Origin of the sequence: Pelistega ratti, from assembly GCF_009833965.1 — a bacterium.
Taxonomy (GTDB): domain Bacteria; phylum Pseudomonadota; class Gammaproteobacteria; order Burkholderiales; family Burkholderiaceae_B; genus Taylorella; species Taylorella ratti.
In genome coordinates this window covers 606432-623629 of record NZ_CP047165.1, presented here as the reverse complement: position 1 = coordinate 623629, position 17198 = coordinate 606432, and the positions used below count along the sequence as shown (strand labels likewise).

General features: G+C 35.2%; 15 protein-coding genes. 7 read left to right on the top strand and 8 right to left on the bottom strand.

Features of this window, described 5'->3' with window-relative positions:
• Nucleotides 1-2: 2 nt before the first annotated feature.
• From F9B76_RS02560 to F9B76_RS02545, 4 genes are all read left to right on the top strand, one after another.
• The gene (locus F9B76_RS02560) at nucleotides 3-2258 is read left to right on the top strand and encodes a S8 family peptidase (RefSeq protein ID WP_159990681.1); all 2256 of its coding nucleotides are present in this window, start codon (nucleotides 3-5) and stop codon (nucleotides 2256-2258) included.
• A gap of 250 nt (nucleotides 2259-2508) precedes the next feature.
• Nucleotides 2509-3420, top strand: coding sequence for a DNA adenine methylase (locus F9B76_RS02555; RefSeq protein WP_159990680.1), 912 nt, complete (start codon nucleotides 2509-2511; stop codon nucleotides 3418-3420).
• 1 nt (nucleotide 3421) lies between these two features.
• Nucleotides 3422-4264 carry a type II restriction endonuclease gene (locus F9B76_RS02550; protein WP_159990679.1) on the top strand — a complete coding sequence of 281 codons (843 nt, stop codon included), beginning with the start codon at nucleotides 3422-3424 and terminating at the stop codon, nucleotides 4262-4264.
• 73 nt (nucleotides 4265-4337) lie between these two features.
• Entirely contained in the window at nucleotides 4338-5198 is an 861-nt protein-coding gene (locus F9B76_RS02545; protein WP_201289335.1) for a DNA-methyltransferase, read from the top strand.
• Between the two features lie 113 nt (nucleotides 5199-5311).
• Here the strand turns inward: F9B76_RS02545 and lysS are convergent, their stop codons facing one another.
• The 5 genes from lysS to F9B76_RS02520 all read right to left on the bottom strand — a co-directional run bounded on the left by lysS (nucleotide 5312) and on the right by F9B76_RS02520 (nucleotide 10355).
• Nucleotides 5312-6832 carry a lysine--tRNA ligase gene (lysS, locus tag F9B76_RS02540; protein ID WP_159990677.1) on the bottom strand — a complete coding sequence of 507 codons (1521 nt, stop codon included), beginning with the start codon at nucleotides 6830-6832 and terminating at the stop codon, nucleotides 5312-5314.
• An 8-nt stretch (nucleotides 6833-6840) separates the two neighbouring features.
• The gene (locus F9B76_RS02535) at nucleotides 6841-7605 is read right to left on the bottom strand and encodes an SDR family NAD(P)-dependent oxidoreductase (RefSeq protein ID WP_159990676.1); all 765 of its coding nucleotides are present in this window, start codon (nucleotides 7603-7605) and stop codon (nucleotides 6841-6843) included.
• 3 nt (nucleotides 7606-7608) lie between these two features.
• Nucleotides 7609-8713 (bottom strand): peptide chain release factor 2 gene (gene prfB, locus F9B76_RS02530; protein ID WP_159990675.1). Its coding sequence is split into 2 segments (ribosomal slippage): nucleotides 7609-8631 and nucleotides 8633-8713, totalling 1104 coding nucleotides; the frame shifts between segments, so codons are not numbered across the junction.
• Between the two features lie 290 nt (nucleotides 8714-9003).
• On the bottom strand, nucleotides 9004-9753 hold the full coding sequence (locus F9B76_RS02525) for a hypothetical protein (RefSeq protein WP_159990674.1): 750 nt from the start codon (nucleotides 9751-9753) through the stop codon (nucleotides 9004-9006).
• A 170-nt stretch (nucleotides 9754-9923) separates the two neighbouring features.
• A complete protein-coding gene (locus F9B76_RS02520; protein WP_159990673.1) occupies nucleotides 9924-10355 on the bottom strand; it encodes a DUF4156 domain-containing protein in 432 nt (143 codons plus the stop codon).
• 142 nt (nucleotides 10356-10497) lie between these two features.
• On the opposite strand from F9B76_RS02520, the gene F9B76_RS02515 reads away from it, so the two are divergent.
• Complete coding sequence (locus F9B76_RS02515; RefSeq protein WP_159990672.1) at nucleotides 10498-10884, top strand: helix-turn-helix domain-containing protein; 387 nt, start codon at nucleotides 10498-10500, stop codon at nucleotides 10882-10884.
• A 439-nt stretch (nucleotides 10885-11323) separates the two neighbouring features.
• Here the strand turns inward: F9B76_RS02515 and recJ are convergent, their stop codons facing one another.
• Together recJ and F9B76_RS02505 are read right to left on the bottom strand one after the other, a co-directional pair.
• Nucleotides 11324-13036 (bottom strand): single-stranded-DNA-specific exonuclease RecJ, encoded by a 1713-nt coding sequence (gene recJ, locus F9B76_RS02510; RefSeq protein WP_159990671.1) that lies wholly within the window; start codon nucleotides 13034-13036, stop codon nucleotides 11324-11326.
• Complete coding sequence (locus tag F9B76_RS02505; protein ID WP_159990670.1) at nucleotides 13006-13935, bottom strand: hypothetical protein; 930 nt, start codon at nucleotides 13933-13935, stop codon at nucleotides 13006-13008. The genes recJ and F9B76_RS02505 overlap by 31 nt, the downstream gene beginning before the upstream one ends.
• A gap of 41 nt (nucleotides 13936-13976) precedes the next feature.
• Between F9B76_RS02505 and F9B76_RS02500 the strand changes: the two genes are divergently transcribed.
• Both F9B76_RS02500 and lolD read left to right on the top strand, forming a co-directional pair.
• The gene (locus F9B76_RS02500; protein WP_159990669.1) at nucleotides 13977-15257 is read left to right on the top strand and encodes a lipoprotein-releasing ABC transporter permease subunit; all 1281 of its coding nucleotides are present in this window, start codon (nucleotides 13977-13979) and stop codon (nucleotides 15255-15257) included.
• The gene (gene lolD / locus F9B76_RS02495; protein ID WP_159990668.1) at nucleotides 15250-15936 is read left to right on the top strand and encodes a lipoprotein-releasing ABC transporter ATP-binding protein LolD; all 687 of its coding nucleotides are present in this window, start codon (nucleotides 15250-15252) and stop codon (nucleotides 15934-15936) included. The genes F9B76_RS02500 and lolD overlap by 8 nt, the downstream gene beginning before the upstream one ends.
• Nucleotides 15937-16103: 167 nt before the next feature.
• Here the strand turns inward: lolD and F9B76_RS02490 are convergent, their stop codons facing one another.
• On the bottom strand, nucleotides 16104-17189 hold the full coding sequence (locus F9B76_RS02490; RefSeq protein WP_159990667.1) for a sn-glycerol-3-phosphate import ATP-binding protein UgpC: 1086 nt from the start codon (nucleotides 17187-17189) through the stop codon (nucleotides 16104-16106).
• Between the last annotated feature and the right edge of the window lie 9 nt (nucleotides 17190-17198).

The following is a 17198-nucleotide window of genomic DNA, read 5'->3' as shown; positions in this document are numbered from 1 at the left end:
TAATGAATGAAATTCTTCAATTAAAAGGTAGATTTGAACAAAAAGATTTTGGCAGTAAACTAGGACCATCAAATATCCCTAAGGATAAATATGTTACTATTGAACATCTGATGAATTTAAAACAAAATTTACTAAATGTTATTGCATTTTGGGATAAGGAGAAGTTATCAATAAAGCCACTTGTAAGTGCATACTATACAGACGTTATAGCAAAAAGTAATAGAATAAAGGGAATATTAGAAAGTAGTAGTAGAAAAAATAATAATTCTATCGTAGGAGCTAAATTCACTCAAGGAGAAAGTAAAAAACACATTATAACTCATTGTGTAAATTATAAAATTTTAAGAGAGGCAGTGAATAATCTTGATATAGTGATTTCTATAATCAGGAATAATTTTGGTGATAAGATTACTTATAGTAATATATCTGATATTAATCACAATACGTTAAAACCTCTTTTTAAAAGTAAAGATGGAGTTGAAATTTCAAAAAGTAGGTTTGTTAATATTGTAGTAGATTCGTATTATTTAGAAAAATTTGGGGTTGAAAGAGATACTAGTAATTTGCAAGAAAATGCAATAATAACAATCTATGATACAGGGACTAAAACTGCTGATATAATGGATCAGCTAAATATAAATTTTTTAGATGTACGAAGTATTGACGAAACTACTATTTTGCTTACACCAGATCAATATAATTTATTGAAATCTAAAGCGCCATATTTAATTTCAATGGCTGTAAGTGATATTTCATCTTTAGATAAGGAAGATTTTTATAATGGTGAAAATTTAGCATATTCTATACCCAGCCCTAATAATGAACCAACTATTGGTGTTATAGACACTATGTTTGATAAGAATGTATATTTTTCGGAGTGGGTTGAATTTAAAAATATGCTTGATAGTGAAATTGAACTATCTGAAGAGGATTATAGGCATGGAACGATGGTAACATCTATTATTGTTGATGGTGCAAGTATAAATCCAAATCTGAATGATGGATGTGGTCGATTTAGAGCAAGACATTTTGGGGTTGCTACTAGTGGAAGATTTAGTTCATTTACAGTTTTAAGAGCTATTAAAGAGATAGTTGAGTCTAATAAAGATATTAAAGTCTGGAATTTATCGTTAGGGTCTTCAATGGAAATAAATACAAATTTTATTTCTCCTGAAGCGGCTATTTTAGATAAGATTCAATATGAAAATGATGTTATATTTGTTGTAGCTGGTACAAATAAATCCAGAAATTTGAATATTAAGAGAATTGGTGCCCCAGCGGATTCTATTAATTCATTAGTTGTTAATTCTGTAGGATTTGATAATAAACCTGTTGACTACTCAAGAGAAGGGCTAGTGTTATCTTTTTTTAATAAACCTGATGTAAGTTATTATGGGGGAGACAATACGCAAAGAATAAGAACATGTTCTCCCGTTGGTGAAACTTTTGTTAAAGGAACTTCATTTGCTGCTCCATGGATAGCAAGAAAATTAGCTTACCTGATAAATATATTAGGATTAACAAGAGAGTTAGCAAAAGCGTTAATAATTGATTCAGCAACTGGTTGGAAGAATCAGCTATATAGTTCCCAATTAATAGGATATGGTGTTGTTCCTATTAATATTAATGACATTATCAAAACTCCAGATGATGAAATCAAATTTATGATTAATGGAATTTCAGAAAAATTTGATACTTATAATTATAATATTCCTATTCCAGAGGATAAACAAAAACAGCCGTTTGTTTCAAGGGCTACCTTGTGTTATTTCCCTAATTGTTCTAGAAATCAGGGAGTAGACTATACAAATACAGAGATGGATATTCATTTTGGTAGATTAAAAAAAACAAAGAATGGGAAAGAGAGTATTGATTCTATTAATGATAATAAACAATCTGATGAGGGGAAACTGCTATTATATGAAGGAACAGCACGTCAGTTATATAGAAAATGGGATAATGTTAAACATATTCGGGAAAATATAAGAACACCTTCAGGAAAACAGAAAAAACCTAAAATAAAAAAAGCAAATGGTTTATGGGGTATAAGTATTAAAACAAAGGAACGATTGAACTCTGGTGATGGAGAAAATCTCAAATTTGGTATGGTAGTTACTTTAAAAGAAGTAAATGGTATAAATCGAATACAAGAATTTATACAACAATGTTTGTTTAGAGGTTGGTTGGTGAATAAAATTGATGTGGAAAATAGAATTGATATTTATAATACATCAGAAGAAGAAATTGAATTTGAATAAAATATTGAAAGTATACTTATTAAAATCAAATACTTTATGAGGATAATTAAAATTACTCTCTATTACTTGAATTATTTCTGTAGTAATCTTATATAAGTGTATATTTTTAGGGAAAAACTGATAAATTAATTTATCAGTTTTTTATTGTTTTCTCTTTCTGATACTTTATTTTTACAAATTGGGATAATATGCCTAAAATATAGATATTTTATTAAAATGGCTATTTATTAATAATACAAAGATTATTTAAATGAATGCAACGATAACGCAAGCAAAACCTTTTTTAAAATGGGCTGGTGGTAAGACTCAGTTGATACCAGAAATTGCTAATATAATTCCTAAACAGTTTAAGAATGAAAATTTTATATATATAGAGCCTTTCGTTGGAAGTGGAGCAGTATTGTTTTGGGTATTAAATCATTTCCCCCATCTTACTAAGGTTGTTATTAATGATATTAATACCGATCTTATTAACGTTTATCGTGTAATTAAGTATAGTCCAGATGATTTAATTGAAAAATTAAGAAAAAAACAGGATAAATTTATCCTATTGGGGGAGGATAAAGAGCAAAAAAAAGAGTATTATTATCAAGAAAGGGAAATGTATAACCAAAGAATATCAGATGATATAGAACAAGCTGCTTTATTTATATTTTTAAATCGTACTTGCTTTAATGGTTTATACAGAGTTAATAGATCGGGATCTTTTAATGTTCCAATGGGAGATTATAAAAATCCAACTATTTGTGATGAAGAAAATATACAGGCAGTTCACCGACAATTACAGAAGGTAACTATTCTGAATGGCGATTACCAAGAAGTATTGAAAGAAGTTAATAAAGATAATGCTTTATTTTATTTTGACCCACCATATCGTCCATTAACAGAGACCTCTAGCTTTAATGCTTATGCAAAGGATGTTTTTGATGATGTGGCTCAGATAAGGTTAGCAGAGTTTTGTAAATATATTGATAGATTAGGATATAAGTGGATATTAAGTAACTCTGACCCTAAAAATATTAATCCAGAAGATCAGTTTTTTGATGAATTGTATCAATCATTTCTTATTAATAGAGTTTTGGCAAAGCGAATGATTAATGCTAAAGCAGATAAACGAGGGGTATTAACTGAACTTCTCATTACTAACAATGGAGAAATATAAAGTGAGTAAGGATTTTAATAAATTTTTAGATAGTTTTTCTCAAACAAATGTTAAATTATCTGATTTTACGGATTTTGATAAAGTACGCACTAATGTCAAAAAGATTGAGCTTCAACTTAATCAGTTGAATTACTTATTAGGGCAATCTGATATTGAACAAGCTATTTATGATGTTTATCAAGCCAATCCTAAATGTTTTGAAGTATTAGAAGTGCTTATTGCTGTGCGTAGTAAAGATAAGAAAAGGGTACTGACAGAAGATAATAAAGTAGTGGAAATATCCTCCTATTTATCATCAGTTGATGGAATTATTGAATTTATTCGTCAAACAGGGTTGGAACAAGTTTTTCGGGATAGAAATATTAAGAATTTAGTCGACTATGTATTTGGCGTAGAGGTAGGATTAGATTCTAACTCAAGAAAAAATAGGGGTGGGTCAAATATGTCTGCTGTGATTACCTCTATATTTGATAAAGAGAATATTTTTTATAAAAAAGAAGTAAAAAGTACCTTATTTTCTGATATACAAAGTTTAGGTGCTGATAAAAAGCATTTTGACTTTGTTGTGAAGACTAAAAAGAAAACCTATTTAATTGAAGTTAATTATTATAATGGGGGTGGCTCAAAACTTAATGAAACTGCTCGTTCATTTACAGAATTAGCAGATAAAATTAATCAGTATTCTAATTACGAGTTTGTATGGATCACAGATGGACAAGGTTGGTATACGGCAAAAAATAAATTAGAAGAGGCTTACTACGCTATTCCCTCGGTTTATAGTTTAGCTACGTTAATTGATTTTATCCAGCAAGTAAAACAAGAAGGTATTATCACATCTTGGTAATTAAGGTATATAGATGATTAAACCATATTTTTGCTCAGAAGATAAAAGTTTTTATCTTCTGCATGGTGATACAATGCAATTACTACCATCATTTAATTACCAATTTGATATGGTATTTGCAGATCCACCTTATTTTTTATCTAATAATGGTCTTTCTATACAAAGTGGAAAAATTGTTAGCGTTAATAAAGGGGATTGGGATAAGTCATTAGGTACTGAATATATTAACTATTTTAATCGACAATGGTTAAGCCTAGTCCGTGAAAAAATGAAGGAGAATGCGACTATATGGATTAGTGGTACTTTGCACAATATTTTTTCTATTGGTCAATTATTAACAGAATTAGATTTTAAAATTTTAAATATTATTACGTGGGAAAAAACAAATCCTCCTCCTAATTTTTCATGTCGATATTTTACGCATTCTACTGAACAAATTATTTGGGCGCGTAAATCAGAAAAAGTTCCTCATTACTATAATTATGAACTGATGAAACAACTTAATGGAGGAAAGCAAATGAAAGATGTTTGGCGATTGCCTGCTATATCTCCTTGGGAGAAAAAGTGTGGAAAACATCCAACTCAAAAACCGCTTTCTGTATTAACACGTTTAATTCTAGCTTCGACACAGCCTAATGCATGGATTTTAGATCCATTTACAGGTAGTTCTACAACAGGAATAGCAGCTAATCTTCTTAATCGTCGGTTTGTAGGAATTGATAAAGAAGAAGATTTTTTAAAAATTAGTCAACAACGAAAATTAGAAATAGAAGATTTGGAAATAAGAGAAAACTATAAACAAAAATTAAATGGGTTTAGTAGCAAGAAAGAATTAAGTAATTATTTACTAAGAGAAGAGGAGAGTGAATATCAAATAAATGGTAATAATTTTGATGATTTTATTCTTTCTTCTTTTTCTAATAAATTAAGTTAGATAAGAAATATTTATAGTAAATATTTTCCTAAACCCAAAAACTAACCCCTGTACAATACAGGGGTTAATTCTTTTATACTTAAAGAAAAATTAAGTATATAACTAATTCCTGATTAATCTTCTTTTCTTAAATGAGGGAAGAGTAATACATCACGAATGGTAGCACTATCGGTAATTAACATAATTAAGCGGTCAATACCGATGCCACAACCACCAGCTGGGGGCATACCATATTCTAAGGCACGGATATAGTCTGCGTCATAGTACATGGCTTCTTCATCACCAGCATCTTTCGCGCGAACTTGTGCCATAAAACGTTCTGATTGGTCTTCTGGGTCATTTAACTCAGAGAAGCCATTGGCAATTTCACGACCAGTAATAAATAATTCAAAGCGTTCGGTAATATTAGCCTGTGTATCTGAAGCACGCGCAAGAGGAGATACTTCAACAGGGTAGTCGATAATAAAGGTAGGATTCCATAATTGGCTTTCTGCAGTTTCTTCAAAGAAAGCAAGTTGTAATCCTCCTAATCCTGCATTTTTAATCGCAGGGTCATTCATATCTGCACCCAGTTTTTTGAGTTCGCTGCGTAGGAAATCAATATCACTTAATTGTGCTTCATTGTATTGTGGTGCATATTTTAAGACAGCTTCCACCATTGTCAGACGTTCAAACGGTGCTTCTAAATCTAACTCACGACCTTGATGCATAATTTTAGCGGTGCCTAAGGTACGGCGAGCAGTTTCACGGATAATTTTTTCTGTAAAATCCATCATCCAGTGATAATCAGTATAAGCTGCATAAAACTCCATCATCGTAAATTCTGGATTATGGCGAGGACTAACCCCTTCATTACGGAAATTACGATTAATTTCAAATACACGTTCAAACCCACCTACCACTAAGCGTTTAAGGTATAGTTCTGGTGCAATGCGTAAGAACATATCCATGTCTAAGGCATTGTGGTGCGTAATAAAAGGTTTAGCAGAAGCACCGCCGGGGATAGGGTGTAACATAGGGGTTTCTACTTCTAAAAAACCCTCTTGTGTCATGATACTACGAATGGTACTAATGGCTGCACTGCGTTTTCTAAAGGTATCGCGTGTTTGCTCTGTCATGATTAAATCAACATAGCGTTGGCGATAACGTAATTCTTGATCGGTAATGCCGTGAAATTTTTCAGGGAGAGGGCGTAGTGATTTGCTGATAAGTTCAATGGATTCAGCATGAATAGAGAGTTCGCCTTTATTGGTTTTAAAGATGCGTCCTTTTACCCCTAAAATATCACCAATATCCCATGATTTAAATTCATTATAGGCTTCTTCACCGACATGGGTTTTATCAAGGTAAACTTGAATACGTCCTGTACTATCTTGTAAAGTGGCAAAACTTGCTTTTCCCATAACACGTTTAAGCATCATACGACCGGCAACACAGGCAGGTTTGGCTAAAGGGTCAAGTTCGGCTTTTTCGATATGATCATAGGCCTGATGTAATTGTTCGGCATGGTCAGTCGGGCGGAAATGATTAGGATAAGCGATGCCTTTCTCTTGGCGGATTTTATCCAGTTTTGCACGACGTTCTGCGATAAGTCGATTCTCATCAAATTCAGGGGTTTGGTTTTGTTCTGTCATAATTATCTTTACATTAAACGAATATCAGAAAGGGTTTGTTTGCCAAAATCAGGGTGTAAGCGATAGGCTAAAATTTTCTTGGCTACCTCTGTAGGCGAACTAAGTGCCTGATGGGCATGTAAATCTTTAAAACGTTGAAGAGGTGGAAAATCTTCAAGGTTACTGGCACGAATTTCACCTTGCATAGTGGTATCAACGACACCGGGAGCAAGAGAGACAATTTGTGCAAAAGGAGCTTCTAACTGAGCAACTTCACTATAACGGTCTAAAGCCGCTTTACTCGCACAATAGGCTGCCCAACCCGCATAAGCAGATCGTGCTGCACCAGAGGAAATATTAATGATTTGGATAGTAGCCTTTTGATGGGTTCGTACCGTTGCTAGAAAGGTACTACTTATGGCAATCACAGTAGCAATATTAATATCAAAGGTATTGGCAATAGTCTGTGAGGATGTTTGGCTAAGTCCGTGATATTGTGCCACTGGACCGAGTGTCCCTGCGTTATTAATCAATAAATACTGATCAAAAGGCTTTTCTAACCATGGTGTGATACGATGACGAATATCATCAACACTTGCCATATCACTAAAATCCACACTGAAGTGAAAATGCTGACAATGGTTTGTTTGGGCTAAATCACTTAATGTTTGAGGGGGTGTTTGACGTGCAACGGTCAGGAGGACTTGGCTCTCATGGGTTAGTTGCTCGGCTAATGCCAAACCCAATCCTCTGGAAGCACCTGTTACAATAGCCAGTGTTGATGGTGTAGGCATAGTTTAGATTCCTTGTTTAAGACTCGCTTCAATAAAGGCATCTAAATCGCCATCTAAGACTTTTTGGGTATTAGAGATTTCGACATTGGTGCGTAAATCTTTAATACGACTTTGATCCAGTACATAAGAGCGGATTTGATGTCCCCAACCAACATCTGTTTTGGCATCTTCTAGTTTTTGCTGATCTGCCATGCGTTTTCGCATTTCTAGCTCATAGAGTTTTGAGCGTAGCATAGACATTGCTTCTGCTTTATTGCGGTGTTGTGAACGGTCATTTTGACATTGCACCACAATTCCTGTGGGTTGGTGGGTAATACGAACAGCAGAGTCTGTTTTATTAATGTGCTGACCGCCTGCACCACTTGCTCGATAAGTATCAATACGTAAATCAGCAGGATTGATTTCAATTTCTATCGAATCATCAATTTCTGGATAAACATAGAGACTGGCAAAAGAAGTATGGCGACCATTGGCAGAATCAAAGGGGCTTTTACGTACGAGACGATGTACACCACTTTCTGTCCGTAAAAATCCAAAGGCATATTCACCTTCTACTTTAATTGTAGCTGATTTAATCCCTGCTACATCACCGTCTGACTCTTCAAGTACCTCAGTTTTGAATCCTTTACGTTCACAATAGCGTAGGTATTGACGTAACAACATAGATGCCCAGTCTTGAGCTTCTGTACCACCTGCACCTGCTTGAATATCCACAAAGCAATTAAGCGGATCGGCTGGATTGCTAAACATACGCCTAAATTCAAATCCTTCAATGATTTCTGCATATTTTTTAGCATCTTCTTCAATAGCTAGCAAGGTATCATCATCTTGGTCGCTACTGGCAAGTTCAAAAAGTTCTTGGCTATCTTTTATGGATTGTCGTAAATCAGCTAGCACGAGGACAATATTTTCTAGGTTTTTCTTTTCTCGTCCCAGTTCTTGCGCTTTTTCTGGATTTTCCCAAATACTGGGGTCTTCCATCTCTAAATTAACGACTTGTAAACGTTCTGACTTTTCTTCAAAGTCAAAGATACCCCCTAAGCGATTTTTCTCGCTCTGCATAATCAGCTAAAGCTGCTGCTAAAAGGTTTTGACGTTCGATTTCCATAAACTCGCTATCCTCTGAGTGTATTTATGTTTTTATTAACCTTTCATTTTAGCATAAAGGAGTGAGTAATAGGTATATTAAAGCTAAATGATGTCGTAGAAAATATCTATTTATTACTATTAAAATATGAAAAATAGTGAATAATAAAATACTTTTTTGTTGAATAGAGAATTGGTATGAATGACTACTATAAAAATGGTAATTTATTTTGAATAGTAGTCTATTCAAGTAGGATTGTTTTGCATATTATTGGGGTGATAAATATAGTTATTATGCTATTGTATATTTATTTATAATTCATCTTCTCTTTGTCTTTCAAGAAAAGCAGCTAAATTTTCCCAATGGTCTGTTCTGAAATTTTCAAAACATTTATCAATTAATAATTCTCCTTGCTTTTTGGCTAATTCGTAGTTATTAGCTTGCCACTGCTGTAAGGGCAAGCCTGTTTTGGTTTCTTGACAGATATACATTTTTTGAGCATTACTGTTTTTAGGAAAAATTTTAAAACCAATATTTAATTGGTAATATCCATTATCTTCAAAAACTAAATAATTCTCTAAAGGAATGAAGTAGATAGGTGTTGTGGTATAGTCGGCTACCTTAGGTAAACGTAGATGTTTGATTAATTTCTCTTTATATTTAGGGTAAGCATAGGTTAAGGCAATATTTTGAATGGGAGTAATATCCCCGAATAAATCTTCTTTTTCATGAGTATAGATTTTTGGTGAACATACTCCTAAGAGACTAAAGAGTGAGAGTGGATTGCAAAGAATGGTTGCGGTGACATCATTCACATCTGCTCTGGCATCATGCCCTTTGTCAATGATTCTTAATCGTGCGATTCTAGCCTGTTTTGTTTCATCGCTTTTATAATATTGTGAGGGGTCTTCTTTATGAGTATACTCTATCTTGATAGTTGCACCATTAGAGGTGGTTAGTATTTCAGCAGGTATATCTTGTTCTGGAATTTTAGGGATACTAGAGCAACCAACTAGTGCTAATAATAAGATGATAGGGAGTGGTTTACTAAAAAGTAGCATATTATCCTTGATAAATAAAGTAGATAGGATAGTGATATTTTGTTTTATTGGGATACCTAGACTATTTTTGAATGGGTAATGTGCAAAACTATCTACTATCCTATGTTATAGGGAGTTATTTTTATTAAGTTACCGAAGTGTACTAGTAAAAGTAAGTGAAGAATGGGTGACTATTTTTCCCCACATTCAAAGATTTGGGCGGTGATGATATAGGCATCACTAACCCGACTATCTACAGGGCAATCTTGATTTGGAAGACCGGAATATCTACAAATAGGTTTTTCATCAATAATACGTAAGGTGATACGATTTTTTTTCCCTGTGACAGTAACCGCATTATTGCGTAAATCATTTAATGCACCTTCTCTCATTACATCCTTATGACGACTAACAATCTTAACATTAGGACTTGTCTCTGGAATAGCATCTTTTCCTTCTACTTCCCCCAATACCTTACAACCATAAGGTGTTGAGCGTACTGTCGTAATACCTTTTGCATCCTCATTTAGTGCTTTAGGAATAAAGGGCTGTGTGTGTATACATCCTGTAATAAATAAAATGCTCCCCACAATAGGAAGAAATTTTAACGTTTGCTTTCTCATTATAAATATCCTCGTTTATTAAAAATGGTGTAGAATAAATCTTATATTGTGTAGTATTTTATGGAAGTTATTGCTTGTAATCCATAGCGTAAATAGGTGGAAAATTCCGAAATTTGATAGAAAATAGAGAGAAAAACGGTAGATGAATATTCAAGATAAAATCCGAGCAATGCGAGAAATTAAAAATTGGTCTCAGGAAGAAATGGCAGAAAAGTTGGAAATATCACCCACAAGCTATGCGCGTATTGAAAGAGGAGAAAGTAAGTTAAACTTAGATAGACTACAGCAAATAGCAAATATATTTAATATTGATATTATTGAGTTGATGACAGCCAAGGAGAATGGTTTAATTTGTTTATTTAGTGAAAATAGCCATAATAGTTCAAATTATTATGCAGGTAATGAACAGTTAGTTTTAGAAAATGAAAAATTAAAATTAACTATTGTGCATAAAGAAGAACTTATTGAACAACAAAAAGCAGAAATTCAAGCCTTAAAAGAGATTATTACTTTATTAAAAAATAAATAATCACTTTCTCTGAGTTATTCTATATAGACTCATTATTATTTTTAAAACTCTACTATAAAAAATGCCAATAATAGTGGGATAGTCAGGTTCTTTTTGGTTATTATAGAATAGCGTAAAGACCTTATTATATTGCTAAATATCTTCCTATTTTACTTTATTACTTCACCAATCTTACATTTCCTAACGCACCACCTACTGTTCCTATTACTCCATCAACAGAGGCATTAGGATCTATATAAGTGCTACAGCCCTGTAGTAATACGTATATCATGATAAAGTATCTGGGCATAAGGTATTTTTTCATAGCGCATATATCCTGTTTTTATTATTTCTATTGATAATAATTTTAGCTTCTAAACTAATGAATGGTATTTTAACGCTAATAACAGTGTTGTTATATGAATAGCGCTAGCGTTAATTTTATCGCCTCAACTATACTTTATACGGTATATCGAATCAGTAATTGTAGTGAAACATTACCTTGCCAGTAATTTGGTACAACTTCATAAATCAGTTCAACTTGTTCATCTACCATTTCTGGGTGATTAAACCAAATAGCATTAAACCTTACTCCCTCACGTTCAAGTAATAATTTAAGGTGTTTTTCTTTGAGTAGGTATTGTTCTTTAACTGTAAATGTATCTCTAAAAAGGGGGGATGGAAAGCCTGCGCCCCATACATACTGGCTTAAAGCAATGGCGGTTTCTACGGTGCTATATTGAATATCAAGTGTTCCATCAGTTTCAATAAGGGGTGAAAAATGGGTTTTACCACTAATATCAACAACCGCTTGGTCAAAAGCAGTAATAAACGTGTCAAAATCTTTTTGATAAATCGTGAGTCCTGCAGCCATAGCATGACCCCCAAACTTTTGGATAAGTGTAGGGTAGCGTTTGGAGACCAAATCTAAGGCATCACGCAAGTGTACATCAGGTACAGATCGACCTGAACCCCGAATCTCACCATCATCACCGGGGGCAAAAGCAAGGGTGGGTTTCCAGAATTTCTCTTTTAATCGTGAGGCAACGATACCAACAACACCTTGATGCCACTCAGGATTAAATACACAAATGGCGTGTTTGAGTTTAAATGCTTCACTTTCAATCTCTTGTAAGGCTTGCTGACTCATCTCTTGTTCGATATGACGGCGAGTACTGTTCCAATCGTTAAGCTGTTTGGCTAATTCAAAGGCTTCATCATAATCTTGGCTAATAAGACAACGAATACCAATACTCATATCAGCCAATCGTCCTGCCGCATTAATACGGGGACCAATTTTAAAACCTAAATCCATACTACTGGCTTGTCGGGGATCTGTGCTTGCAATATCAAAAAGTGCTTGAATACCAGCTTGCATTTTACCTGAACGGATTTTTTGTAAACCCTGTGTAACTAATAAGCGGTTATTACTATCCAGTTTAACCACATCGGCAACCGTTCCTAGAGCGACTAAATCGGCAAGCTCATCAAGACGAGGTTCAGGCTTTTGTGTAAAATGCCCTCGGCGGCGTAATTCTGCCCGTAAAGCAATCATGGTATAGAAAATAACGCCAACCCCAGCTAAATTTTTAGAGGGAAATTGGCAATCTTTTTGATTAGGATTAATAATAGCTAAGGCATCGGGTAGGGTATCTCCCGGTAAGTGGTGATCTGTAATTAGTACATCAATACCCACCTTTTTAGCTGCTTCAACCCCCTCTACACTAGCGATACCATTATCAACCGTGATAATTAAATCAGGCTTTGGATAGACACGCTCAAGCATCACATCAATAACAGCAGGGGATAGTCCATAACCTGTCTCAAAGCGATTAGGTACCATAAAATTAATGTTTGCCCCCATCATACGTAAGGCTCGTACACCAACGGCACAAGCCGTTGCGCCATCACAATCATAATCAGCAATAATAAGCAGTTGTTTATTGGCTTCGATAGCATCAGCAAGAATAGTTGCACCCTTTTCAACTTGTGTGAGTAGTTGAGGGGCAATGAGTTTTTGCCAAGAGGTTTCGGTTTGTTCTATATCAGAAACCCCTCGAGCAGCCCATAATTTTGCCATTAAGGGATTAGCACCTTGTGCGATTAACTGTGTCTGATAATCGGGGTTGATTGGACGATTGCTTACTTGGAAAGAGACCACCATTGTTTCCATTGATCTTTACGAGTTAAAAATTTGTGCCACCAAGGTAAGGGAGTTAATGTGGTGATACGGTCAAAACCAAAAAATATATAACGATTTTGAGCAGAGTGCAAGGATTTTAATTGTTGATCGATATTATTAAGCTGTGCTAACCAACTTCCCCAATCTTGATGCAAATGACTGAAAAAAAGTGTATCTAAAGTAATTGAATCATGGGTAGTAGGGGAAATTGTTTTAATATCTGCTTTACTAGCACCGCCGTAAATCCATGCACTATTAATAGCTTTTTCACCGCGAGATTGGCGAGCTACATTAATAGGATGGTCATACCAACTCATCTGTAGTTCATTTAAGCTATTTTGCAAAGTGCGAGGAAGTATCTGTGGACGATACCAATCATTAATATAACCTGTTGCTAATAGGGCAGGGCTTGGTAAGGGGTAATCAAAATTATTCCCTAAATCAATGAGGGCAGTATCGGCATCGTAGCTTAGTAATGAAAAGGGTGTATTTTCAAAAAGTGTTTTTGCTTGCTCAAAGAGGGCTGTACTTTCATTTGCCGGAATATTTAACTCTTCTTGTAAATAGAGAGAAGCATGGTTTAAACCAACTTCTATATGACAAAGTGTCATTAAATAAAGGTTTTTAGGTAAAGCAGTGTTAAAATGGGCGGGACAACGTAAAGGCGCTAACCCTCTGGCATAAAAACCGTCCTGACTATGATAAGCAACTTGTTTAAGTTGATAATATTCATAAGGTGTGCATCCAAGGGTTTCAATATCGAACCATTCGGTTTGTGCCTGATGTGTTTGTAATAAGTGCGTTAAGAATGGGGCTTGTTTTTCTAAATAAGCCTCGCTTTCTTTTGCCATTAAATGATGGGGAAGTGCCCCTAAAATTAAAATATCCATAGATGGATTGTACCCTTAAACACCTTTGATAGAAAAGTATTATGGTGAAATTACCTTATGAATTATGGATTGGCTCTCGATATGCAGGGCTAACACGCTCAAAAGGACGTGGTAAAAAACGTGACCGTTTTGTTTCTTTTGTGGCAGGAAGCTCTATGGCAGGGATTGCCTTGGGGGTAGCAGCATTGATTGTTGTATTATCGGTGATGACCGGTTTTCAGGTGCAAGTGCGCGATAGAATGTTATCTGTTTTACCCCATATCCAAGTTTTTAATCCCTCTATTTCGGCACAAGAAGCGGTAGAGTCATGGACAGAGTTAAAAGCAGAAGCGATGAAAAATACAGATGTCATTGGGGCTTCTGCTTTTGTGTCGGCAGGGGGAATGCTTGCCAGACAAAATATTTTAAAAGGGGTGCAAATTAGAGGTATTCTACCCGAAACGGAGGGTGATGTATCTGATCTACCCCAGCAAATTATACAGGGTGATTTAAATTCTTTACAAAAGGGTAGTTTTAATATTGTATTAGGTAGTCGAGTGGCGGCTGAGTTAGGTGTACAAATGGGGGATACGGTATTACTGATGTCGCCTCAAGGTTCATTAAACCCATCTGGTTTTTCACCGCGTATGCGACAATTCCATGTAACAGGAATTTTTTCTTCTGGGCATTATGAGTATGATGCCAGTCTTGCCTTTATCTCTGTTTATGATGCTGCCGTTCTTTTTAGAGATATGGGGATAGCAGGAGCAAGACTTAAAATTAAAAATATGATTAAAGCACCTGAAGTGGCTCAATCCCTTATGGAAACTTTATCTCCTCATTATATCGTTAGGGATTGGACGTATGATAACCGTACATGGTTTGCTGCCGTAAAAACAGAAAAACGAATGATGTTTATGATTCTAGCTCTTATTGTTGCTGTAGCAGCTTTTAATCTTTTATCGTCTTTGGTGATGTCTGTTAAAGATAAACAAGCGGATATTGCGATTTTGCGTACATTAGGGGCTAGTCCTCGTTCAATTGCAGGTATTTTTCTGGTGCAAGGGTCGCTTATTGGTATTTTAGGTACATTCATTGGAGTGGGTTTAGGGTGTTTAATTGCCTATAATATTGATGTGATTGTACCGTTTATTGAGAATTTATTAGGAACACATTTCTTAGATCCAGGGGTGTATATTATTAATCAGTTACCCTCTCAAGTAGAGTTAAATGAAGTGGCTATTGTTGGGATTACCTCATTAGTTTTATCTTTACTAGCAACACTTTATCCAAGTTGGCGAGCATCAAGATTACAACCAGCGGAGGTACTTCGTCATGACTAATACGGCAAATGCTTTACATATTGAGAATGTGACCAAGTCTTATTTTGATGGGACAGAAACCTTAGATATTTTAAGAGGGGTACATTTAGAGGTTAAAAGGGGTGAAATGCTAGCTATTATTGGTGCATCAGGCTCAGGAAAAAGTACCTTATTACATATCATGGGTTTATTGGATCAGCCAACACAAGGTCAGGTGATTATTGATGGTATTGATACGGTATCCTTAACGGAAAGTGAACGAAGTCGATTACGTAATCAAAAACTAGGTTTTGTGTATCAATTTCACCATCTATTGCCTGAATTTACGGCTTTAGATAATGTGGCAATGCCCCTAATTATGCGCCGTGAATCTTATCAAAAAGCAAGAGAATTAGCAAAAGAGGTATTGGAAAAAGTAGGGCTAAAAGATCGTGTACTGCATCGACCGGGCGAGTTGTCAGGGGGAGAGCGTCAGCGAGTGGCATTAGCGCGTGCTTTGGTGGCTAATCCTGTGGTTGTATTGGCAGATGAGCCAACAGGAAATCTTGATACGGAAACAGCTGAAAGTATGTTTGCTTTATTAAAAGAAGTGAATAAAACATTTAATACCGCTTTTGTGATTGTGACCCATGATCCTAAATTAGCGGCTTTAGCTGATCGGCAATTAGTGATGGATAAAGGGGTTTTGCGAGAGGTGTGAATGTAGTAATAAAGAAATAAGACAGTTTTTCTTTATTGATAGTATGCGTTTATAGTCATTGATAAAGTGGAATAATATCTTTATTCATCATATTAGCTATCTAAAAAATAGCCCCCAATATGGATAATTAACATTGGGGGTTAAACAAGACTTTCTAAATAAAATCTTTATTTCTCTATACGTCGCCCCGTTTCTTTATTAAACCAATGGAGTGCAAATTTAGGATGACAACCAATTTGGATGGTATCACCTGATTTGATGGGCTGATGATCGGTCTCATGAAGATCGGCTCGTATAACAAGAGATTGTCCATCCAATGTGCAGTGGATCAATTGCTCTGAACCTAATATTTCTACCATCTCAACTTGTACAGGAAACTGTGGTATATGCAAGCTAAGATGCTCAGGGCGAATACCGAGAATAACGTCTTGGTTTCTAATATGAGCTGGAATGGTTTGGTTATCAATAGCCAGTGTAATTCCGTTTGCTGTTGTGATTACCCCTTCAGCAGAGACTTTAACGGTAATAAGGTTCATAGGAGGAGAACCAATAAAGCTAGCAACAAAGGTAGAAGCAGGTTTTTCAAATACTTCTACAGGGGTACCAATTTGTTCAGCAAAACCTTTATTCATCACCACCATACGGTTGGCTAAGGTCATTGCTTCCACTTGATCATGGGTAACATATAAGCTAGTTGTTTTAAGACGAGCATGAAGTTTTTGAATTTCAAGACGCATTTGAACACGTAATTTTGCATCAAGATTAGAGAGAGGCTCATCAAACAAGAATACCTTAGGCTCTCTCACAATAGCACGACCCATAGCCACACGTTGGCGCTGACCACCTGATAACTGGCGAGGTCGTCTATCTAATAAATGCCCTAATTCAAGAATTTTGGCGGCTGCTTGTACACGTTTATCAATTTCTTCTTTGCTAAATTGACGAATTTTAAGTCCATACGCCATATTGTCATACACTGACATATGCGGATAAAGGGCATAGTTTTGGAAAACCATAGCAATATCACGATCAGCAGGTTCTAATTGATTGACAATTTTGCCATCAATTTCAATATTACCCTCCGTCACGGATTCAAGACCAGCCACCATACGCATAAGCGTAGATTTACCGCAACCAGAGGGGCCGACAATCACGATAAATTCACCATCATTGATATGTAAATCAATGCCATGAATGACTGCTACATTACCGGGATAAACTTTTTTGACTTGTTTAAAATTTAATGTTGCCATGTTATAAAA